Annotated in this window: 19 protein-coding genes; 14 read left to right on the top strand and 5 right to left on the bottom strand. The window is 66.5% G+C overall.

Features of this window, described 5'->3' with window-relative positions; all coding sequences use genetic code 11:
- Nucleotides 1-49 precede the first annotated feature (49 nt).
- From GD429_RS33550 to GD429_RS33525, 6 genes are all read left to right on the top strand, one after another.
- A complete protein-coding gene (locus GD429_RS33550) occupies nt 50-1,642 on the top strand; it encodes an ABC-F family ATPase (RefSeq protein ID WP_258281714.1) in 1,593 nt (530 codons plus the stop codon).
- 251 nt (nt 1,643-1,893) lie between these two features.
- Complete coding sequence (locus GD429_RS33545) at nt 1,894-2,643, top strand: FkbM family methyltransferase (RefSeq protein ID WP_152863624.1); 750 nt, start codon at nt 1,894-1,896, stop codon at nt 2,641-2,643.
- Nucleotides 2,644-3,651: a phosphotransferase enzyme family protein gene (locus GD429_RS33540; protein WP_152863622.1), complete on the top strand. Its 1,008-nt coding sequence runs from the start codon at nt 2,644-2,646 to the stop codon at nt 3,649-3,651.
- A complete protein-coding gene (locus GD429_RS33535) occupies nt 3,644-4,522 on the top strand; it encodes a 4Fe-4S cluster-binding domain-containing protein (protein WP_321575073.1) in 879 nt (292 codons plus the stop codon). Before GD429_RS33540 ends, GD429_RS33535 begins: the two co-directional genes overlap by 8 nt.
- A complete protein-coding gene (locus GD429_RS33530; protein WP_152863620.1) occupies nt 4,519-5,586 on the top strand; it encodes an asparagine synthase-related protein in 1,068 nt (355 codons plus the stop codon). The genes GD429_RS33535 and GD429_RS33530 overlap by 4 nt, the downstream gene beginning before the upstream one ends.
- 7 nt (nt 5,587-5,593) lie before the next feature.
- On the top strand, nt 5,594-6,799 hold the full coding sequence (locus tag GD429_RS33525; RefSeq protein ID WP_152863618.1) for a glycosyltransferase: 1,206 nt from the start codon (nt 5,594-5,596) through the stop codon (nt 6,797-6,799).
- Here the strand turns inward: GD429_RS33525 and GD429_RS33520 are convergent.
- On the bottom strand, nt 6,756-7,445 hold the full coding sequence (locus tag GD429_RS33520) for a cephalosporin hydroxylase family protein (protein ID WP_152863616.1): 690 nt from the start codon (nt 7,443-7,445) through the stop codon (nt 6,756-6,758). The genes GD429_RS33525 and GD429_RS33520 overlap by 44 nt on opposite strands.
- A gap of 25 nt (nt 7,446-7,470) precedes the next feature.
- Between GD429_RS33520 and GD429_RS33515 the strand changes: the two genes are divergently transcribed.
- On the top strand, nt 7,471-8,436 hold the full coding sequence (locus tag GD429_RS33515; protein ID WP_321575072.1) for a phosphotransferase: 966 nt from the start codon (nt 7,471-7,473) through the stop codon (nt 8,434-8,436).
- A 12-nt stretch (nt 8,437-8,448) separates the two neighbouring features.
- Here the strand turns inward: GD429_RS33515 and GD429_RS33510 are convergent, their stop codons facing one another.
- On the bottom strand, nt 8,449-9,024 hold the full coding sequence (locus GD429_RS33510) for a polysaccharide deacetylase family protein (protein ID WP_152863612.1): 576 nt from the start codon (nt 9,022-9,024) through the stop codon (nt 8,449-8,451).
- A 197-nt stretch (nt 9,025-9,221) separates the two neighbouring features.
- Nucleotides 9,222-9,587 (bottom strand): hypothetical protein, encoded by a 366-nt coding sequence (locus GD429_RS33505; RefSeq protein WP_152863610.1) that lies wholly within the window; start codon nt 9,585-9,587, stop codon nt 9,222-9,224.
- Between the two features lie 347 nt (nt 9,588-9,934).
- Here GD429_RS33505 and GD429_RS33500 point away from each other — a divergent pair, with 347 nt between their 5' ends.
- The 3 genes from GD429_RS33500 to GD429_RS33490 all read left to right on the top strand — a co-directional run bounded on the left by GD429_RS33500 (nt 9,935) and on the right by GD429_RS33490 (nt 13,394).
- On the top strand, nt 9,935-11,371 hold the full coding sequence (locus tag GD429_RS33500) for an aldehyde dehydrogenase family protein (protein ID WP_152863609.1): 1,437 nt from the start codon (nt 9,935-9,937) through the stop codon (nt 11,369-11,371).
- A 126-nt stretch (nt 11,372-11,497) separates the two neighbouring features.
- Complete coding sequence (locus GD429_RS33495) at nt 11,498-12,688, top strand: NAD(P)H-dependent flavin oxidoreductase (RefSeq protein ID WP_152863607.1); 1,191 nt, start codon at nt 11,498-11,500, stop codon at nt 12,686-12,688.
- Nucleotides 12,689-12,752: 64 nt separating this feature from the next.
- Nucleotides 12,753-13,394, top strand: coding sequence for an OmpW/AlkL family protein (locus GD429_RS33490; protein ID WP_152863605.1), 642 nt, complete (start codon nt 12,753-12,755; stop codon nt 13,392-13,394).
- 75 nt (nt 13,395-13,469) lie between these two features.
- Here the strand turns inward: GD429_RS33490 and GD429_RS33485 are convergent, their stop codons facing one another.
- The gene (locus GD429_RS33485; protein ID WP_014896954.1) at nt 13,470-13,673 is read right to left on the bottom strand and encodes a DUF1289 domain-containing protein; all 204 of its coding nucleotides are present in this window, start codon (nt 13,671-13,673) and stop codon (nt 13,470-13,472) included.
- A 520-nt stretch (nt 13,674-14,193) separates the two neighbouring features.
- Between GD429_RS33485 and GD429_RS33480 the strand changes: the two genes are divergently transcribed.
- From GD429_RS33480 to GD429_RS33465, 4 genes are all read left to right on the top strand, one after another.
- Complete coding sequence (locus tag GD429_RS33480) at nt 14,194-15,288, top strand: polyamine ABC transporter substrate-binding protein (RefSeq protein ID WP_152863603.1); 1,095 nt, start codon at nt 14,194-14,196, stop codon at nt 15,286-15,288.
- Between the two features lie 86 nt (nt 15,289-15,374).
- Nucleotides 15,375-16,535 carry an ABC transporter ATP-binding protein gene (locus GD429_RS33475; protein WP_152863601.1) on the top strand — a complete coding sequence of 387 codons (1,161 nt, stop codon included), beginning with the start codon at nt 15,375-15,377 and terminating at the stop codon, nt 16,533-16,535.
- Nucleotides 16,532-17,458, top strand: coding sequence for an ABC transporter permease subunit (locus GD429_RS33470; protein ID WP_152863599.1), 927 nt, complete (start codon nt 16,532-16,534; stop codon nt 17,456-17,458). Before GD429_RS33475 ends, GD429_RS33470 begins: the two co-directional genes overlap by 4 nt.
- Nucleotides 17,455-18,276: an ABC transporter permease subunit gene (locus GD429_RS33465; RefSeq protein WP_152863597.1), complete on the top strand. Its 822-nt coding sequence runs from the start codon at nt 17,455-17,457 to the stop codon at nt 18,274-18,276. Before GD429_RS33470 ends, GD429_RS33465 begins: the two co-directional genes overlap by 4 nt.
- A gap of 105 nt (nt 18,277-18,381) precedes the next feature.
- Here GD429_RS33465 and GD429_RS33460 read toward each other — a convergent pair whose 3' ends face one another.
- Nucleotides 18,382-19,995, bottom strand: a complete 1,614-nt coding sequence (locus GD429_RS33460; RefSeq protein WP_152863595.1) for an RICIN domain-containing protein — start codon at nt 19,993-19,995, stop codon at nt 18,382-18,384.
- Nucleotides 19,996-20,106 lie beyond the last annotated feature (111 nt).

The following is a 20,106-nucleotide window of genomic DNA, read 5'->3' as shown; positions in this document are numbered from 1 at the left end:
TGCTAAAATACACGGTTTTCCGTCGATTTATCCTTTAACGGGACCTGCCGTGCTTTCTACTGCCAACATCACGATGCAATTCGGGCCGAAGCCCTTGTTCGAGAATATCTCGGTCAAATTCGGCGAGGGCAACCGCTATGGTCTGATCGGCGCGAACGGCTGTGGCAAGTCGACCTTCATGAAGATCCTCGGCAGCGACCTCGAGCCGAGCGCCGGCAACGTCGCGCTGGAGCCGAACGTGCGTCTCGGCAAGCTGCGCCAGGACCAGTTCGCGTACGAAGACGTGCGTGTGCTCGACGTCGTGATGATGGGCCACACCGAAATGTGGGCCGCGATGACCGAGCGTGACGCGATCTACGCGAACCCGGAAGCCACCGACGACGACTACATGCACGCGGCCGAGCTCGAGGGCAAGTTCGCCGAATACGGCGGCTACGACGCCGAGGCGCGCGCGGGCGCGCTGCTGCTCGGCATCGGCATCGAGGAGAAGTTCCACAACGGCACGATGAGCGACGTCGCGCCGGGCTGGAAGCTGCGCGTGCTGCTCGCGCAGGCGCTGTTCTCGAAGCCCGACGTGCTGCTGCTCGACGAGCCGACCAACAACCTCGACATCAACTCGATCCGTTGGCTCGAGCAGACGCTCAACGAGTACAACTCGACGATGATCATCATCTCGCACGATCGTCACTTCCTGAACTCGGTGTGCACGCACATGGCCGACATGGACTTCGGCACGCTGAAGGTCTGGCCGGGCAACTACGACGACTACATGCTCGCATCGGCACAGGCGCGCGAGCGCCAGGCCGCGGCGAACACGCGCGCGAAGGAGCGCGTGGCCGAACTGCAGGACTTCGTGCGCCGCTTCTCGGCGAACAAGTCGAAGGCACGCCAGGCGACGAGCCGCGCGAAGCAGATCGACAAGATCAAGATCGAGGAATTCAAGCCGTCGTCGCGCCAGAACCCGTTCATCCGCTTCGAGTTCGAGAAGAAGCTGCACAACGTCGCGGTGGTTGCCGAAGAGATCACGAAGAAGTACGAGCGCACGATCTTCCAGAACTTCAACCTGTCGGTGCAGCCGGGCGAGCGGATCGCGATCATCGGCGAGAACGGCGCGGGCAAGACGACGCTGCTGCGTTCGCTGCTCGGTGCGCTCGAGCTCGAGCACGGCACGGTGAAGTGGTCGGAGAACGCGAATGTCGGCTACATGCCGCAGGACACGTACGAGGAGTTCCCGAAAGACATCACGCTGATGGACTGGATCGACCAGTACCGCAAGGACGGCGACGACGAAACGATGGTGCGCGGCACGCTGGGCCGCCTGCTGTTCTCGTCGGACGACATCAAGAAGTCGGTGAAGGTGCTGTCGGGCGGCGAGAAGGGCCGCATGATCTGGGGCAAGCTGATGCTCGGCCGCCACAACGTGCTGCTGATGGACGAGCCGACCAACCACATGGACATGGAATCGATCGAGTCGCTGCAGATCGCGCTCGAGCAGTTCGAAGGCACGCTGATCTTCGTGTCCCACGACCGCGAGTTCGTGAGCGGGCTGGCGAACCGGATCATCGAAGTGCGCACGGACGGTACGCTGTTCGACTTCGGCGGCAATTACGAGGAGTTCCTGACGAGTCAGGGGCAGGAGTAATTGTCCTGACGCTTCCGTTCATGTGCCGCGGCTAGACAGCAGGAAGCGCGGCGCTTGGAGGGAAACCGCCGAAAACGCATCGGGCCCGCATCGACAGCATTGTCGATGCGGGCTTTTTCATTTCCGCCGCCGGCAAAGCCGGACAGCGCTGCGCATTCCAGTTTCCTCCGATCAATCGACTTCGGGTAAATTACCCTCCGAACGCCGATCCCTGATCCCTATTCCCCATCCCGACCCGGAGCCGCCCCTCGATGCAGGACCATCCTCTGCCGCTCGACCTGTCCGGCCTTGCGCCAAGCCTGTACGCGCAGGGCACCGAGGAAAGCATCCTCGCGCGGCTGATGGAGCGGATCGCGCCTACGAATCGCTTCTGCGTCGATATCGGTGCGAGCGACGGCCTGCGCAACAGCAACACCGCGCGGCTGCTGCGCGAACAGGATTGGGCGGGCGTGCTGGTGGAAGGCAGCGCGTACCGCTTCGGGAAGCTCGCCGCCCACTATGCGGGCGCGGAGCGCGTGCGTCTGCACCACGACCGCGTCCAGCCCGACACGATCGACCCGTTGCTCGCCGATGCGAACGTGCCGGCCGACTTCGACCTGCTGTCGATCGATATCGACGGCAACGACTACTGGGTGTGGCAGGGCCTGCAAGCCTACCGGCCGCGCATCGTCGTGATCGAATACAACCCGTACTACACGCCGCCCGAACGCTGGGTCATGTGCTTCAATCCGGACCACGAATGGGACGGCTCGACTTATTACGGCGCGAGCCTCGAATCGCTCGTTCATCTCGGCAGGCAGAAGGGCTATGAACTCGTCTGCTGCGACGACATGGGCAACAACGCATTCTTCGTGCGGCAGGACCTGTACCCGCTGCTCGGCATCGCGAACAACGCTCCTTCGGTGCTGTTCAGGCCGGCGATGTACAAGCTGCGCTACGTCGGGCACAACACGTTCCTGAGCGGCCATCCATATCGGTACGGGCCGGCCGAGCACATCTGAATGGACGCGCTCGCCGCTACCTTCGACGAGATTCGCGATGCCTATGCGCTCGGCCGCAGCGAGGCGCCGCGCCGCGTCAGCGAACGCGTGTGGCATTTGCCGACTGACAGCGGCGGCGGTGTGGCGGTCAAGCTCTACGCGTCCGAACATCATGCACGTGCGACCAAGGAAGCTGCTGTCCTCGCGCACCTCGAAACGCACGGCGATACCCGATTCCATGTGCAAACGCTGAAACGCACGACGGCCGGCGAACCGCTGTGGACGGGCACCGGCTCGCACGCGATGCTGACGCGCTGGGAAGCGGGGCAGTTCAGAACCTACGATACGTTTTCGCCGGCCGAATGGGATGCACTCGGCGCGAGCCTGGCGGCGTTGCACCTGAGCCTCGAACGACTTCATCTGCCGTCGCTCGACACGATCCGCGCGCGGCTGACCGCGATCGACGCGGACGCGGTGCGCCGCAGCCTGCTCGACGCGCTGGATCGCGCGCGCTCGAACGACGGCGCCACGAACCTGCGCCGCTATGTCGAACTCGCGCTGCGCATGATCGACCGCTACTATCCGGGCAGCGTCGAAGCGTTTCCCATCGACGATCCGCAGCACCCGATCCACAACGACTACAACCAGTTCAACTATCTGTTCGCGGACGCGGGCACGCCGCCGCTCATCCTCGACTGGGAAGCGTCGATCGGCGCGCCGCGCGAATACGAGCTGGTGCGTTGCCTGAATCATCTGCCGCTGGAAGCGCCGCACCTGGCGGAAGCCTTCGTGCGCGCGTACCGGCGGGTCCGGCCGGTGGATCCCGCGCGCATCGCGTGGGCCGTCGATGCCGCGTGCGTGCAGCACGCGCTCAAGCTGTGGGTCGTGCAAGGCTGGCTCGACGATCCGTCGCGCTTCGCCGCGCACCTGAACGGGGCGGTGACGATGGCGTCCGCGATGGTGGACGCGCGCGGCCGTCTCGTCGATTTCTTTTCTCGTAGCGTGGAAGCAGGAAGCCGAAGTGAATGAGAACCTGAACCGGGCCACGAACCCGCTGCCATCCGGCGAGCGGCAACATGTCTTCCCGCCACCGCTGGATCGCGATTACCGCGTCGAAGACGGGCGCGTCCGGACACGCTCGCTTGAAGCGCATATCGTCGATCACTGCAACCTGACCTGCGCGGAATGCTGCTCGCTGTCGCCGCTGCTACCCGAGTGGCATGCGAGCCCCGATTCGCTAGAGGCTGACCTGCGCAAAGCAGCGAAGGTCTTGAGCCCGCGCATGTTCAAGCTGGTCGGCGGCGAACCGCTGCTGCATCCGGCGCTCGTCGAGCTGATCGAACGCGTGCGCGCTACGGGCATCGCACCCGTGATTTCGGTCACGACGAACGGCCTGAAGCTCGGCGAGATGCCGGACGCGTTCTGGCAGTCGGTGGATGCGCTGACGATCTCGCGCTACCCGAAGCCTTCGCTTTCGCCCGACCTGATCGCGCATGTCGAGCACCAGGCCGCGCGCTTTAACGTGCGCCTGAACTGGAAGGTGCAGGACGTGTTCACGACGATGAATCGCGCACAGCCCGGCACGGACCGCGACGACGCACAGCGCCTCTATCGCGATTGCTGGATCCGCGAGCGCTGCCATATGATTCGCGACGGCATGTTCTACACGTGCACGCGTCCCGCGCATTTCCATACGCTGTACAAGGGCGAGAAGGATTTTCAATCCGACGGCCTGCCGCTGCGCGACGACGCAGGCATGCTCGACGCGATGCTCGCCTATCTGCAACGCGAGGCGCCGCTCGAAGCGTGCCTGCATTGCCAGGGCGGCAGCGCGCCGGTGGCGCCGCATCGCATCCTCAAACGCATTGAAGTGGACACCTTGAAGGCTCGTTATCCATGATCGTCGGCACGCGCGACCTGTTCGGTTTCGATCGTCTGCACTACCATCCGCGCAGCGGCGTGTCGGCGTCCGGCATCCGGGCCGTCCTGCACGCGTCGGGGCAACCGTCCGGCGCGCCGGACACGGCCGCCATCGCCGGCTATCTGAGCGGCGAGCGTCCCATCGGCCGCACCGTGCTGCGCGACGTGCTGGCGGTGCCGCCCGGCCATGCGCTGATCCGTTCGCCGCAAGGGCTGGCGGTGCAGCCGGCGCCCGAGCGGCCGCAGCGCGGCGATCTGGAAACCGTGCTGCGCGCATCGCTGCAACGCGCGCTCGACAGCGGCAAGCGCGTCGCGCTGGCGCTGAGCGGCGGGCTCGATTCGGCGCTGCTGCTCGCGTTGCTGCGCGAACTCGGCGCGCAGCGGCACGTGACGTCCTACATCCTCGCGACCGACATGCCGGACTATTGCGAACGGGATGCCGCACTCGAACTGGCCGCGCAGATGCAGGCGACGGTGAAGATCGTGCGCGCGAACGAGGCCGATTTCGTGGCCGCGCTGCCGAGAACGACCCATGCGGTCGAGGAGCCGATGTTCAACCTGCATCCGGTCGCGAAGTTGCTGCTGGCCGAGGCGATGGCCGCGGACGGCATCGAGGTGGCCATCACCGGCGACGGTGCGGACCAGGTGCTGCGCCGCGACCGGTCCGCCAACTATCTGCCGCTGTGCCATGCGTTATTCGATGCGGCGTCGGTCGACCTGCATCCGCCGTTTGTCGACGCCGCCGTCGTCGCGCATCTGACGAGCATCGCGCCCGACCCGAACAAGCAGTGCCTGCGCGATCTCGGTGCGCGCCTGAACCTGCCGGACCGGCTCGTGCACGGCCCCAAGCGCGGGCGGCTCGCACCGGCGATGGACCTCACGAAACTGCTCGATCGCGACCGCACGCACGCGCTCGCCGACACGCTCGGCCTTGCCGCGCCCACGCTGCAGGCGGATACCGAACGCGTGCTGTGGGCGACGCTGACACTGATCCTCGATCATCTCGACCACTTCCACTTCGATGCCGCGCATCGCCCAACCTGAGCCGTTCATGAAACGCATCCTGTTCTGCGTGGTGCCCGAAAAAGGCCACGTCAATCCGTGCATCGGCCCGGCCCAGCATCTGCGTGCCGCCGGCTGCGACGTCGCGTTCTACGCGCCGGCCGACATCAGTGCGCAGCTCGACGGCGCCGGTGACTTCGCGTTCGTCGGGCCGCGCGAGACGCCCGAACGCCACGACCTGTCGCGCGGTGCGAGCTTCGCCGCGAACATTCGCGACGCCGACTGGCTGCGGCACTGGATCCGCACGCTGCTGATCGATCTCGCGCCCGCGCAGGTGGACGGCATCCGCGCGGTGCTGCGTGAATGGCAGCCCGACGTGGTCGTGATCGATCCGCTGCTCTATGCGGCGGCGATCGCCGCCGAGCTGGAAGGGCTGCCGTGGGTCTCGATGTCCAATTCGCTGAATCCGGTGCTGCCGGACGATCTCGATTCGGAACTGCTGCGCACGGTGCGCTGGCTCGCGCCGGAACGCACGCGCCTGTTCGCGCGTTACGGTCTCGACGCGCGTTTTCGCGGTTGCGACATCCTGTCGCCGCATCTGACGCTCGCGTTTACGACCGACGCGCTGGTCGGCGCGCCGCCGCCGGGTGTCGAGCTGGTCGGCCCCGCGTTGCCGTCCGGCCCGCGCGGCGACGAGACGCCGTTCCCGTGGGAACGCCTCGACGCGGATCGTCCGCTTGTCTATATGTCGCTCGGCAGCCAGCTTTATTACCATCCGGACGTGTTCGCGAAGGTCATCGAAGCGACGCGCGCGACGTCGGCGCAACTGGTGCTGTCGGTGGGCGAGCTGGTCGATTCGGATCTGCTGCCGGCCGGTGACGAACGCGTCGTCGCGGTGCGTTATGTGCCGCAACTGGCGCTGCTGCGGCGCACGCATGCGTTCGTCAGCCACGGCGGCGCGAATTCGGTGATGGAGTCGCTCGCGTGTGGCGTGCCGATGCTGCTGTCGCCGTTCTGCAACGACCAGTTCCATTCGGCGCACTTCGTCGAGCGGGCCGGCGCCGGATGCGTGCTGGATCCGCAGCAGGCCGGCGTCGCGGATATTACCGATGCGCTCGAGCGCTTGTTGCGTCCCGGCTCGCTACGCGAGCACGCGGCGCGGATCCGTGCGAGCTACGCGCGCGACGGCTCGGCGCAGGCCGCCCGCCTGATCAGCGAACTCGCTTCAGGAAGCCGCCTGGCGACAGCGTCATGAGCACGCGATCCTCGATGTCCTCGTCGACTTCGAACCGGCCGTCGCGGGCGAGAAATTCGCGCACGGCCGTGGCCGGGTTGTTGCCTTTGCCGTACGGCTTGCCGTCGAACATCGATGCCGGCAGATATTCCATGATGGTATCCATCACGATCGCGTAGCTGCCGGGCGTCACGAGCGCCGCATAGCATTCGAGTTCGCGCAGCACGTGCGCGTGCGTATGCGTGAGATCGAGGATCGCCATCACGCGCGCGCCGTCGCCGATCTGGGCGCGCACCGACGCGAGCGTGTCGGCCGCGCACGATTCGCCTTCGATCAGCACCATGCGATCAGCGAGCCGGTGCAATTGCAGGCGCTGCCTGACTTCGTCGCGCAGGCGCGGTTCGATCGCGACGACGCGGCCGCGATCGCCGTTCAGTTCCAGCATCGACGCGGAGAACACGACACCGCCGCCCGCCGCGATGCCGGTCTGCACGATGCAGTCGGGGCGCTCGCGCCAGATCAGTTCCTGGAGTGCGAGCATGTCGCCGGGCAGATGGAAGAAGCGCTCGCCGAGCCAGCGCGTCTGGAACAGATGGTCGAATTCGGCAGCGCGCGTCAGCCATTCGATGTTGATGTCCCGCATGCGGGCCGAAGGACGCTCTGACATGGTCAATGCAACGAGTAGGAGTGACGTGAAAACGCTGGAACCCTGGCTTCACCGGCACTGGAACCTCGGGCCGGCGCGCCTGCAGGCGCTGTCGTCGGGCCATACTAACAAAACGTATCTCGTCGAGTGCGATTCGGAGCGCGTGGTGCTGCGCGTGTCGTGGTCCGGCAAGCCGGTCGAGCAGGTGCATCGCGAGGCGTCGATACTCGGCGATCTCGGCCGTTCGCGCACGGCGCCGATGCTGCCCGCGCTGCCGCGACTGCGGCCGACCGTGGATGCGCAGTCCGGCGTGCAGGCCCCCGATGGAAGCTGGCTGCACCTGTTCGAGCATATCGACGGCGCCCCCGGCCTGCCCGGCGATGCGCAAGCGGGTGCGATCGATGCGATGCGCGCGCTCGCGCATCTGCATGCGGCGCTGGCGGCGATACCGGCGACCGAATCGGCTCCGCTGGCGTGGCTGTCGGCGCGCCATGCGCGTGTGTCGGCGCGCGCGATGCCGTCGTTGCCGGGTGAGTTGAGCGGCGATTACGGCACGATGATCCGGCGGATCGGCGCGCATCTCGCCGCCGCGTCCCGCTGGCTGACGGGGCCGGTGCATTGGCTGCACGGCGACTATCACGCGGGCAACCTGCTGTACGTGGGGCGTGCGGTGAGCGGCGTGCTCGATTTCGACGATGTCGGGCAGGGCGCGCAATGGCTCGAGGCGGCCTTTGCGCTGTTCTCGCTGTCGCGCGATGCGGGCAGGGACGATCGCTTCGTTTTCGATGCGCTGCGGTGGGAGGCCGGCCTGCAAGCCTATGCGGCGACGCGGGCCGATGCTGTGCCGGACTGGATGCGCGCGAACCGCGCTGCGTTGATGGCGCTGTTCTGCGTGGACCAGACGCTGATCCATCTGGAAGCCGCGCAACGCGGCCTGTGGATGCCGGGGCCCGGCATCGGGTTTCTCGGCGGCTGGCGGCAACTGCTGGGCGGCGCGGCGCCTGGGCGTTAGCCGGCCGCCGCGTCAGTTTTGTCGATTCAGGAACAGGCGCACGGCTTCGACCGTGTTGGGCCGCGCTTCTCCATGCCGCGATCCGTCGTGCATGCAGAACAGCACGTCGCGATGCCGTGCCGCGCTGTCGGCGACATGCGCGCGCATTGCGTCGAACAGTGCTTCGGGCGTCGGCGCCGGGCGCTGCCAATCGTCGAGGATTGCGCTCCAGCCTGTGTGTTCGCGTTGAAGGCGCGCCAGTACGCCGGCGCGATTGTCCTGCGGCGTCAGCCCGTAAGGCAGGCGCAGCGGGATCGTATCCGGCGCGGGCAAACCGGCCCGGCGATACGCGTCGCGAATCAGCGCGTCGGTCGCATCGATTTCGGCGATCAGCACGTCGTCCGCCAGCGCGCCCGGCTTCGCGTGCGAATGGGTGTGGTTGCCGAGCCGATGGCCTTCACGCGCCATTCTTGCCGCGATGTCGAGCGCACCCGCGAGGTTCTTGCCGAGCAGGAAGAAGGTCGCCTTGCACGAGGCGTCACGCAGGACGTCGAGCAAGGGCGGTGTCGACGGGCCGGGGCCGTCGTCGAAACTGAGGTGAATGGACATCGCGGGGAGGGCGCGTCGTTTAAGGTGTACCGGACGAACGATAGCGCAAGTCGCGCCGGGTGGCGGCGATCAGCAGAAATCGAGAGGCGAGCGCCACGCGAGCATCCTTCGGGTTCGAGGCGAGAACGGGCCGGACGGTCCGAACGGCCCGCGACGGCGATTCCATGACGCTTCGCGGGTGCGGCGCGAAATGCGGCTCAATCGGCCAGCCGCTTGTCCGCGAGCGCCTTGCAGCAATCGTCGTACACCCATTGCACGAGTTTCGCCCGATAGTCGAGATCGTCGGTATCGACGATTTCCTCGACCGCGTCGCGCGCCCACGGCGCGTCGACGAACCCGGCGTGCCGCTTCGCGATGTCCTGCGCGAGCGCCGCGAGCTTGGCGACCGCGAGCCAGTCGGCCTGGCGGTGATGACGATCGAGCCAGCGGTGCGCGGCCTGGACCTGGAACGTGGCGTCCGGCCACGATTCGTTGAGGTAAAACGCGCCGAGATTGCCGCAGGTGAGCCAGCAAAGCAGCTCCAGGCGGTCTTGCGAGCCGAGGGTATGGGATGCGTCGGACATGGCAGCGCTCACGAATTGCATCGATTCCGGGCGGCGCCGGTCGCAATGAGCCGGTGCCGATAATAAAAACATAGCACGATGCGGGCCCGACCGCGCACCCGGGCGGATGCTGACATGGCGGCGGCATGGCGGGCGCCGGGCCGGCGCTCGCGACTGACGGTGCAGCGAGGGTGCGGCAGACTCCAGGGTCCTTTCGAATGGCTGTCAATCGTCACACCAGTCGACCGCGACGCTCGTTAGAATGTCGGCTTCCCGCGCAGCATCGGGCTGGAGCAGGTGCCGAAACAGCTACGCCAGCCGACCTGAGCTTCAAGGCGCCAACTCTGGCCAACAGGAGACGGAACACGATGAAAATCTACGACCAGTTCTATATCGACGGCGCTTGGCGCAAACCGGCCGGAACGGGCACGATCGACGTGATCGACTCGGGCACCGAGGCGGTGATCGGCCGGATTCCGGAGGGCATCGCATCCGACGCGCAGGATGCGATCCGCGCGGCGCGCGCGGCCTTCGACGCGTGGGCGGCCACGCCGGCCGCGACGCGCGCGGGCTACCTGCGCAAGATCGTCGAGCATCTGCAGGCGCGCAGCGAGGAACTCGCGCAGTCGATCACGGGCGAAGTCGGGATGCCGATCAAGCTGTCGCGCGCGATCCAGGTCGGCGGCCCGATCTACAACTGGAAGGCGTATGCGAAGCTCGCCGAGTCGTTCGAATTCGAGGCGCAGGTCGGCAACTCGCTCGTGGTGCGCGAGCCGGTCGGCGTGGTCGCGGCGATCACGCCGTGGAACTACCCGCTCAACCAGGTCACGCTGAAGGTCGCGCCGGCGCTCGCGGCCGGCTGCACGGTCGTCCTGAAGCCGTCCGAAGTCGCGCCGCTCAACGCATTCATGCTCGCTGAAGCGATTCACGAAGCCGGCCTGCCGGCCGGCGTGTTCAACCTCGTGTGCGGCTACGGCCCGGTCGTCGGCGAGGTGCTGGCCACCGACCCGGACGTCGACATGGTGTCGTTCACGGGCTCGACGCGCGCCGGCAAGCGGGTGGCCGAGCTGGCGGCCGCGGGCGTCAAGCGCGTCGCGCTCGAACTGGGCGGCAAGTCGGCGTCGGTGATCCTCGACGATGCCGATTTCGCGACGGCGGTGAAGGGCACGGTCAACGCGTGCTACCTGAACGCGGGGCAGACCTGCTCGGCGCATACGCGGATGCTGGTGCCGGAAGCGCGCTACGAAGAGGCGCGCGAGATTGCGAAGGCCGCGGCCGAAACGTACGTCGCGGGCGATCCGCGGCAGGACGCGACGCGCCTCGGTGCGCTCGCGTCGGCCGTGCAGCAGCAGCGCGTGCAGGCGTATATCCAGCGCGGGATCGATGAAGGCGCGGAACTCGTGACGGGCGGCACCGGCCTGCCGGAAGGGCTCGCGAAAGGTTTCTTCGTGAAGCCGACCGTGTTCGGCCGCGTCGATCCGAAATCGACGATCGCGCAGGAAGAGATCTTCGGGCCGGTGCTGTCGATCATCACGTATCGCGACGAAGACGAAGCCGTACGGATCGCGAACGATTCGCCGTACGGGCTCGGCGGCGCGGTATGGGCCGGCAGCGACGAACGCGCGATGGGCATCGCGCGCCGCATCCGCACGGGGCAGGTCGACATCAACGGCGGCACGTGGAACGGCGCCGCGCCGTTCGGCGGCTACAAGCAGTCGGGGCACGGCCGCGAGAACGGTGTGTACGGGCTCGAAGAGTATCTCGAGTACAAGTCGATGCAGTTGAAACCGGCGAAGCCGGCCTGAGCGTTTCGTACTGCATGAACCGGAAACGGCAGGCACGCTCGCGTGCCGTTTTTTATTGACGGCCGTCAAGGTGCGCTGCAGTGAATCGTCGATCATCGCGGTTCCGATGTTCCGACGAGGTATCCGATGACCGTACGCACTTCCTTTCCGCCGCTGACGATTCGCGGCCGCACCTTGCTGCCTGTCGTGCAAGGCGGCATGGGCGTCGGCATCTCCGCGCACCGGCTGGCAGGCAGCGTCGCGCGCGAAGGCGCGGTCGGCACGATCGCGAGCATCGACCTGCGCCACCATCATGCGGACCTGCTCGCGCGTTGCCGTGCGCAACCTGATCGCGCGACGCTAGAGGCCGCGAACCTCGACGCATTGGCGCGCGAGATCCGTCTCGCGAAGACCTACGGCGAAGGGCGCGGGATGATCGCGGTCAACGTGATGAAGGCGGTGAGCGCGCATGCGGACTACGTGCGAGTCGCGTGCGACGAGGGCGCCGATGCGATCGTGATGGGTGCGGGCCTGCCGCTCGACCTGCCCGATCTCACGCAGGGACACGACATCGCGCTGATCCCGATCCTGTCGGACAGCCGCGGGATCGCGCTCGTGCTGAAGAAGTGGATGAAGAAGGGGCGCCTGCCCGATGCGATCGTGATCGAGCATCCGGCGCATGCGGGCGGCCACCTCGGCGTCACGCAGATCGACGACATGCACGATCACCGTTTCGATTTCGCGCGCGTGCTCGACGAGACCGCGCAGGTGATGGCGTCGCTCGGCCTCGCGCGCGACACGATCCCGCTGATCGTTGCGGGCGGGATCAACAGTCACGACATGGTGCGTGACGCGCTCGCGGCCGGTGCGAACGGCGTGCAGGTCGGGACGCCGTTCGCGGTGACGGAAGAGGGCGATGCGCATCCGGATTTCAAGCGCGTGCTCGCCGATGCGGCGCCCGACGACATCGTCGAATTCGTCAGCGTGACGGGGTTGCCCGCGCGCGCGGTGAAGACGCCATGGCTCGATCGTTACCTGCGCAACGAGACGCGCATCCGCAACAAGCTAGGTGCATTCAAGCAGCGCTGTCCGACCGCGCTCGAATGCCTGAGCGTGTGCGGCTTGCGCGACGGCATCGAGAAGTTCGGCCATTTCTGCATCGACACGCGGCTGGCGGCCGCGCTGCGCGGCGACGTCGCGAACGGCTTGTTCTTCCGCGGCCGCGAAGCGCTGCCGTTCGGCCGCGCGATCCGCAGCGTGCGCGATTTGCTCGACCTGTTGCTGACGGGCCGTGCGACCGAGCCTGCGGCAAACCGCCCCACGTTTACGCTGGCTTGACGAATATCAAGATAAGGAAAAGACCCTACGGGGAGAATGGATACATTCTTTGGGGGTCCGTACCATGCATAAAACGATTCGAACTTTTGTCACCGCTGCCGCCGTTGCGGCAAGCCTCGTCGCGATGCCGTCGGTGTCGCACGCGGCGTCGCCGGGCGACGGCATCAACCAGGGTGACGTCCTGGTCCGGCTGCGCGCGATCAGCATCCAGCCGAACGAGCGCGCGAGCGACACGCTCGGCGCGCTCAACGTCGGCGTGAACAACGCGATCGTGCCCGAGCTCGACTTCACGTACATGATCCGCGATTACCTCGGCGTCGAGCTGATCCTCGGCACGTCGCGGCACCAGGTGACGTCGAGCCTCGGCAATCTCGGCGGCGTGGGCGTGCTGCCGCCGACGCTGCTGCTGCAGTATCACTTCAACCATGCCGGCAAGGTGCGTCCGTACGTCGGCGCGGGGTTGAACTACACGTACTTCTACAACAACGGGCTCAACGTCGGCGGGGAGGGCGTGTCGATCAACAAGAGCAGCTTCGGGCCGGCGCTGCAGTTCGGCGTCGACGTGCAGTTGACGAAGAAGGTGTTCATGAACGTCGACGTGAAGAAGATCTGGATGAGCACCGATGCGACGCTCGGCGACAAGGGCATCGGCACGCTGCACATCGATCCGCTGATCGTCGGCGTGGGCGTCGGGATGAAGTTCTAGACGCGGCGGGAAAAGAACAGAGTTGGGGTTGGCGGCATGTCAGTCGGCATGCCGCTTTTTTTATGCGCGAGGGATTTACAGCTTGTCGTACTGGAAGCGCATCGCGGTGCCTTCGCGCGTGATGCGCTCCCACACCGTGCGCTTTTCGTCGTCGCTCAGGAACACCCAGTTCGACACTTCGGCGGCCGTGCGGCCGCAGCCCTTGCAGACTTCGTCGAAGAGGGTCGAGCACACGCCGATGCAGGGGCTGTCGGGCAGGTCGTGGAGATTGGAGGCCATCGGAAGGGTTCGCGCGGTTGAATCGTGAGCCGCCATTTTAATGCATCGCGGCCGGTCGGCCCGGCGGGCGCGGCCGGCATGCGGTATCGGCGCATCGTCACGACGGTGCGGCCGGCCGGTCCGGCGCGGAAGCACCGCACCGGCCGGCCGACAGGGCCGCCCGCCAGGCGCCGGGGCGCGCAGCGCGCCGAGATTTTCACCGGTGAAACGGCGGCGCGCACAGGCCGTTGGACGCGCGACCCGAGCGGCCCGCGAACGCGGTTGCGCCGCTGCCTGTTTTTCCCGGTGGACAGCCGCCGATTACCCGATAGAATTCCTCCCGGAATGCCCGGCCGCACGGGCGGCCTGACTGGCCGGCGGCGGTAATCTGTTCCGTTTGCGCGACACCGGCATGATTTTTTTGTGACCGAGCGCGAATGGTGGTAGTTTTCGGGGTTTTCGAGGGGCGGAGCACCAGAATGCGCCGCCGTGACGAGGCAGACGGCAGCCGGACAAACGGTCCGGCCGGAGGGAGAACGGGATGAAAGCAAAAGTAGTGGGCCGGTTCGCAGCGCTCGCGCTGTGCGTGGGTGCATCGGCGGCAGCGGCGAAGGATACGCAGCTCAATGTCTATAACTGGTCGGACTACATTGCGAAGGACACGATCCCGAACTTCGAGAAGCAGGCGGGTGTCAAGGTTCGCTACGACAACTATGACAGCGACGACACGCTGCAGGCGAAGCTGCTGACGGGCAGCTCGGGCTACGACATCGTCGTGCCGACCAGCAACTACGCGGGCAAGCAGATCGCCGCCGGCATCTTCGCGCCGCTCGACAAGTCGAAGCTGCCGAACCTCAAGTACCTCGATCCGCAACTGATGGCGCTCGTCGCCGGCGCGGACCCGGGCAACAAGTACTCGGTGCCCTGGGCGTACGGCACGACCGGCCTCGCGTACAACCTGACCAAGGCGCAGCAGGCGCTCGGCAAGGTGCCGCTCGACAACTGGGACATCCTGTTCAAGCCGGAAAACCTGTCGAAGCTGAAGACCTGCGGCGTGTCGGTGCTCGACGCGCCCGACCAGATGTTCGCGGCTGCGCTGCACTACATCGGCAAGGATCCGATGAGCACGAACCCGGCCGACTACAAGGCCGCGATGGAAGTGCTGAAGAAGATCCGCCCGTACATCACGCAATTCAACTCGTCGGGCTACATCAACGACCTGGTCGGCGGCGACATCTGCTTCGCGTTCGGCTGGTCGGGCGACGTCGTGATCGCGAAGCATCGCGCGATCGAGGCGAAGAAGCCGTACAAGGTCGAGTACTACATTCCGAAGGGCGGCGCGCCGGTGTGGTTCGACGTGATGGCGATCCCGAAGGACGCGAAGAACAAGGATGCCGCGCTGCAGTGGATCAACTACATCGAGGATCCGAAGGTGCACGCGGCGATCACGAACGCGGTGTACTACCCGAGCGCCAATGCCGAGGCACGCAAGTACGTGCGGCCCGACGTCGCGAACGACCCGGCCGTCTACCCGCCGGCCGACGTCGTGAAGACGCTGTTCCTGCTCAAGCCGCTGCCGCCTGAAATCCAGCGCCTGCAGACGCGTCTGTGGACCGAGCTGAAGTCGGGCCGCTGACGCGAGCCGGCGTTCCCCAGCAGTCATGAAGCCCCTGGTGCCCCCGGGGGCTTTGTTCGTTAAACGCAGGAGAGAAGCAGCACATCATGAATAGCCAGTCGGGTGCGCCGGTCGCGGGCGCACCGTCCTCCGTTTCCTCCTCCGGCGCCGATGCGCGCGCCGAGAATTTTGTCCAGATCGTCGACGTCGTGAAGAAATTCGGCGACACCGAAGCCGTGCGCAGCGTCAACCTGACCGTGCGCCGGGGCGAGCTGTTCGCGCTGCTCGGCAGCTCGGGCTGCGGCAAGTCGACGTTGCTGCGCATGCTCGCGGGCCTCGAGACGGTCACGTCGGGCAAGATCCTGATCGACGGCGAGGATCTCGCGCAGATGCCGCCGTACAAGCGGCCCGTGAACATGATGTTCCAGTCGTATGCGCTGTTCCCGCACATGTCGGTCGAGTCGAACGTCGCGTTCGGCCTGAAGCAGGAAGGCGTGCCGAAGGCCGAGCTGAAGGAGCGCGTGCATGCGGCGCTCGAACTCGTGCAGATGAGCAAGTATGCGAAGCGCAAGCCGCATCAGCTCTCCGGCGGCCAGCAGCAGCGCGTCGCGCTCGCGCGTTCGCTGGTCAAGCGCCCGAAGCTGCTGCTGCTCGACGAGCCGATGTCGGCGCTCGACAAGCAGATCCGCCAGCGCACGCAGATCGAGCTCGTCAACATCCTGAACAAGGTCGGCGTCACCTGCATCATGGTCACGCACGACCAGGAAGAAGCGATGACGATGGCGAACCGTCTCGCGGTGATGAGCGAAGGCCAGATCGTGCAGATCGGTTCGCCGAACGAGGTCTACGAATATCCGAACAGCCGCTTCTCGGCCGAGTTCATCGGCTCGACGAACCTGTTCGACGGCGTGACCGTCGAGGACGAACCCGACCACGTGTACATCGAATCGCCGGAGCTGCCGAGCCGGCTGTACGTGAGCCACGGAATCTCGGGCCCGCTCGGGATGCCGGTCACGGTGTCGGTGCGCCCCGAGCGGATCGCGCTCACGCGCAAGCCGCCCGAAGGCGCGTTCAACTGGGCGCGCGGCAGGATCGGCAACGTCGCGTACATGGGCGGCTATTCGCTGTATCACGTGAAGCTCGACGCGGGCAAGACGGTGATCGCGAACGTGTCGAGCCTCGCGATTTCGGAGCTCGACACGCCGGCGCTCGGCGACGAGATCTACGTGCGCTGGAGCGCGACCGCAGGCGTGGTGCTGACGTCATGAACGCGTTCAAGTCCCTGCTCGAGTGGCCGGTGCGGCGCTTCAACCTGACGGGCGCGTCGGCGGTCGTCGCCGGGCCGTTCACGTGGCTCGTGCTGTTCTTCCTCGTGCCGTTCGTGCTGGTCGTCAAGATCAGCTTCGCGGAACTGCAGCTCGGCATCCCGCCGTACACGGAGCTGGCGTCATACGCGGACGGCGTCGTGCACGTCGCGCTGAACCTGTCGCACTACGCGTTCCTGTTCACGGACAGCCTGTATTTCGCGACCTACGTGAATTCGGTGTGGGTAGCCGCGGTCACGACGCTGCTGTGTCTGCTGATCGGCTATCCGATGGCGTACTACATCGCGCGCTCGAACCCGGCGACCCGCAACCTGCTGATGATGGGCGTGATGCTGCCGTTCTGGACGTCGTTCCTGATCCGCGTGTATGCATGGATCGGCATCCTGAAGAACAACGGGCTGCTGAACAACTTCCTGATGTGGATCGGCCTGACCCATACGCCGATCGAGCTGTACCGCACGAACTATGCGGTGTACATCGGGATGGTGTATTCGTACCTGCCGTTCCTCGTGATGCCGCTCTACGCGCACCTCGTGAAGATGGACCTGCGCCTGCTCGAGGCCGCGTACGACCTCGGCGCGAAGCCGTGGAAGGCGTTCGTGCAGATCACGCTGCCGCTGTCGAAGAACGGGATCATCGCGGGCTGCCTGCTGGTGTTCATTCCGGCGGTCGGCGAGTACGTGATTCCGGAACTGCTCGGCGGCGCGAACACGCTGATGATCGGCCGCGTGATGTGGAATGAGTTCTTCAACAACGCAGACTGGCCGATGGCGTCGGCGGTGACCTGCGCGATGGTGGTGCTGCTGCTCGTGCCGATGGCGATGTTCCAGCACTTCCAGGCGAAGGAGCAGGAGGCCCGTCGATGAAGCCGAATCGTTACCTGCAGTTCGCGGCGCTGTTTGCCGGCTTCGCGTTCCTGTACATCCCGATCATCAGCCTGATCGTCTATTCGTTCAACGAGTCGAAGCTCGTCACCGTGTGGTCGGGCTTTTCGTTCCGCTGGTACTCGGCGCTCGTCGAGGACGACGAGCTGCTGACGGCCGCGTGGCTGTCGCTGAAGATCGGCATGCTGACCGCGTTCGCGTCGGTGTTCATCGGCACGTGGGCCGGCTTCGTGCTCGCGCGGATGGGGCGCTTTCGCGGCTTCGCGCTGTTCAGCGGGATGATCAACGCGCCGCTGGTGATTCCCGAGGTGATCCAGGGGATCTCGCTGCTGCTGCTGTTCATCGAGCTCGCGAAGTGGATCGGCTGGCCGGCCGAGCGCGGCATCTTCACGATCTGGCTTGGCCACGTGATGCTGTGCATCTCGTATGTCGCGATCATCGTGCAGTCGCGCGTGCGCGAGCTGAATCCGTCGCTGGAAGAGGCCGCGCTCGATCTCGGCGCAACGCCGCTGAAGGTGTTCTTCACGATCACGCTGCCGCTGATCTCGCAGGCGCTGATTGCGGGCTGGCTACTGTCGTTCACGCTGTCGATCGACGACCTCGTGCTGTCGGCGTTCCTGTCGGGCCCCGGCTCGACGACGCTGCCGCTCGTCGTGTTCTCGCGCGTGCGCCTCGGGCTGAACCCGGAAATGAACGCGCTCGCGACGCTGTTCATCGTCGCGGTGACGGCCGGCGTCGTGATCGCGAACTTCGTGATGCTGCGCCAGGAGCGCAAGCGGATGGCGGGGTTCGCGACCTGACGCGCAGGTCGCGGCCGCAATAAAAAACGCCCGGTGCCGACGACGAGTCGGGCCGGGCGTTTTGTTTGGGCGCGCTGCGTGCCGCTTGGCGCAGGTCGCCGCCGGTCAGTACGCGAAGCTCTTGCCGGGCGTCGTCCAGACCGCGGTGGCGGCCGAGCACGGTTGGAGGCTCAGCGTGCCGCCGGCGGCGGGCGCGAGGCAGCGGCCCGTCGGCTGCGACACGAGCTGTGCCGAACCGGGCGCGGTGCCGGCCTTGACGAGCCATTGCTGATCGGCCTCGCCGGCGACGCAGGTGCGCAGCAGCGCGCCGTTGCCCGCGCTCGGTGCCTGCGCGGTGAGGCAGTAGCTGTACTTGGTCTGCAGCGTGCCGTCGCCCGCGGCGACCCACAGTTGCGGATTGAAGTGCGTGCCGCCGGACGCGCGCACCGACGCGAGCGTCGGGCAGGCGCCGAGCACCGCGGCATTGCCGTCGCGCAGGCCACCCGATGCGGTCAGGCAAGCGCCATTCGCCTTGACGAGGCCTGCGGCCGACTGCTGCGGGCCGCCGATCAGCGTCGCGACGCCGTTCGATTCGGATGCGTTTGCGTAAGCGGCGGGGCACGTCTTGTTGACCGTGACCGACGGGACAGGCACCGTCACCGGATTGCCGAGCCCGTCGTAGGCAGCCACGCTGAATCGCGCGTTCGTGTATGCAACCGACGCGCAGCTCGTGCGGCTCGAATTCCAGTCGAAGTACTCGACCCACTGGCTGATCGACGAGACCGGAACCTGCGTTTGCGTCGTGCCGACGTAGATGCTGCCGATGTCGAAGCTGTCGCCGGTCGCGCCGCCCGTCACGTCGGTCACGTTGCTCTTGAACCAGCCGGGCCCCTGGCTCGCGTCCGGCGTGATGCGGAAGCGGTACGTGTGGCCAGCCTGCCACTCGTAGCGATAGCGGCATTGCGCGCCGGCGCTGCCATCCGTCGCCGAGCCGCTGACCGTGCAGTAGCTGCCCGCGCCGATGCCTGCGCTCGTGGGTGTGCCGGGTTTCGCGGCGGTGGCGCCCCACAGGCTGAAGAGGAATTGCTTGCCCGTGCCTTCGCTGGCAGACACCAGTTCGGTCGACTGCAAACCCGTGTAGCCGTGCAGCGAGTTGACCTGGTTCGACCAGTACACGTTGGAGTTCGGGCCCGGGTCGGTCTCCGGTGTGATGAACAGGTCGAGGATCGCGACGCTGCGCAGCGTCGACGGGAACCACGTGTTGCTGTAAAGCCCCGGCGTCGCGCCGAGGAAGCCGTTGAGCGTCGGCGCGGTGCTGGCCGACAGTGTCGCAAGGCCCGGCGCCGTGCTGGCCGCGATGCTGAAACTGCGCGTGCCCGGTGGCGGCAGGGACGCGACGGGCGGTACGCCGAGCGTGAAGGTGAACGTGCACGCGCCGCCTGCCGGCACCGTCGCGCCGGTCAGCGCGAGCTGCGCGGTGCCGTCGCTGGCCAGCGTACCGCCGCACGCGCTCGTGAAACCGTTCGCGGTGAAACCGGCGGGCATGCCGATGGAGAGGCCGGCGGCAGCCGGTTCGGTGCCTGTGTTGGCGAGTTTCAGCGTCGCCTTGTCGGTGCCGCCTACGGACGGCGACAGGCTGGCGAGCGTCAATGTCGCCGTGTAGGCGGGCGCGGCGAGCGCAGTGAGCGGAGCGAGCATCAGCGCAGCGATTGCCGCGCGGCTGACGGACGGGACGAGCATGGCCGGACTCCTGAATAGTTATTCGTTTTCGACGCGCGAAGGACGGGCGTGCGGCGGCGAGTCTAGCATGCGGTCCTGACAAATTCGCGACGGATGGTGCGCGTCGCGAGC

This window comes from Burkholderia sp. BE17, from assembly GCF_009362305.1.
In the GTDB taxonomy this organism is placed as follows: domain Bacteria; phylum Pseudomonadota; class Gammaproteobacteria; order Burkholderiales; family Burkholderiaceae; genus Burkholderia; species Burkholderia pyrrocinia_C.
Note: the sequence above shows the minus strand (reverse complement) of the source record. Positions and strands in the feature narration are given on the sequence as shown.

Bases quoted from the DNA above. Each gene is read 5' to 3' on its own strand.
- GD429_RS33545 (WP_152863624.1), top strand. From the start codon at position 1,894: ATGCAGGACCATCCTCTGCCGCTCGACCTGTCCGGCCTTGCGCCAAGC.
- GD429_RS33540 (WP_152863622.1), top strand. From the start codon at position 2,644: ATGGACGCGCTCGCCGCTACCTTCGACGAGATTCGCGATGCCTATGCG.
- GD429_RS33530 (WP_152863620.1), top strand. From the start codon at position 4,519: ATGATCGTCGGCACGCGCGACCTGTTCGGTTTCGATCGTCTGCACTAC.
- GD429_RS33525 (WP_152863618.1), top strand. From the start codon at position 5,594: ATGAAACGCATCCTGTTCTGCGTGGTGCCCGAAAAAGGCCACGTCAAT.
- GD429_RS33520 (WP_152863616.1), bottom strand. From the start codon at position 7,445: ATGTCAGAGCGTCCTTCGGCCCGCATGCGGGACATCAACATCGAATGG.
- GD429_RS33510 (WP_152863612.1), bottom strand. From the start codon at position 9,024: ATGTCCATTCACCTCAGTTTCGACGACGGCCCCGGCCCGTCGACACCG.
- GD429_RS33505 (WP_152863610.1), bottom strand. From the start codon at position 9,587: ATGTCCGACGCATCCCATACCCTCGGCTCGCAAGACCGCCTGGAGCTG.
- GD429_RS33500 (WP_152863609.1), top strand. From the start codon at position 9,935: ATGAAAATCTACGACCAGTTCTATATCGACGGCGCTTGGCGCAAACCG.
- GD429_RS33495 (WP_152863607.1), top strand. From the start codon at position 11,498: ATGACCGTACGCACTTCCTTTCCGCCGCTGACGATTCGCGGCCGCACC.
- GD429_RS33490 (WP_152863605.1), top strand. From the start codon at position 12,753: ATGCATAAAACGATTCGAACTTTTGTCACCGCTGCCGCCGTTGCGGCA.
- GD429_RS33485 (WP_014896954.1), bottom strand. From the start codon at position 13,673: ATGGCCTCCAATCTCCACGACCTGCCCGACAGCCCCTGCATCGGCGTG.
- GD429_RS33480 (WP_152863603.1), top strand. From the start codon at position 14,194: ATGAAAGCAAAAGTAGTGGGCCGGTTCGCAGCGCTCGCGCTGTGCGTG.
- GD429_RS33475 (WP_152863601.1), top strand. From the start codon at position 15,375: ATGAATAGCCAGTCGGGTGCGCCGGTCGCGGGCGCACCGTCCTCCGTT.
- GD429_RS33470 (WP_152863599.1), top strand. From the start codon at position 16,532: ATGAACGCGTTCAAGTCCCTGCTCGAGTGGCCGGTGCGGCGCTTCAAC.
- GD429_RS33465 (WP_152863597.1), top strand. From the start codon at position 17,455: ATGAAGCCGAATCGTTACCTGCAGTTCGCGGCGCTGTTTGCCGGCTTC.
- GD429_RS33460 (WP_152863595.1), bottom strand. From the start codon at position 19,995: ATGCTCGTCCCGTCCGTCAGCCGCGCGGCAATCGCTGCGCTGATGCTC.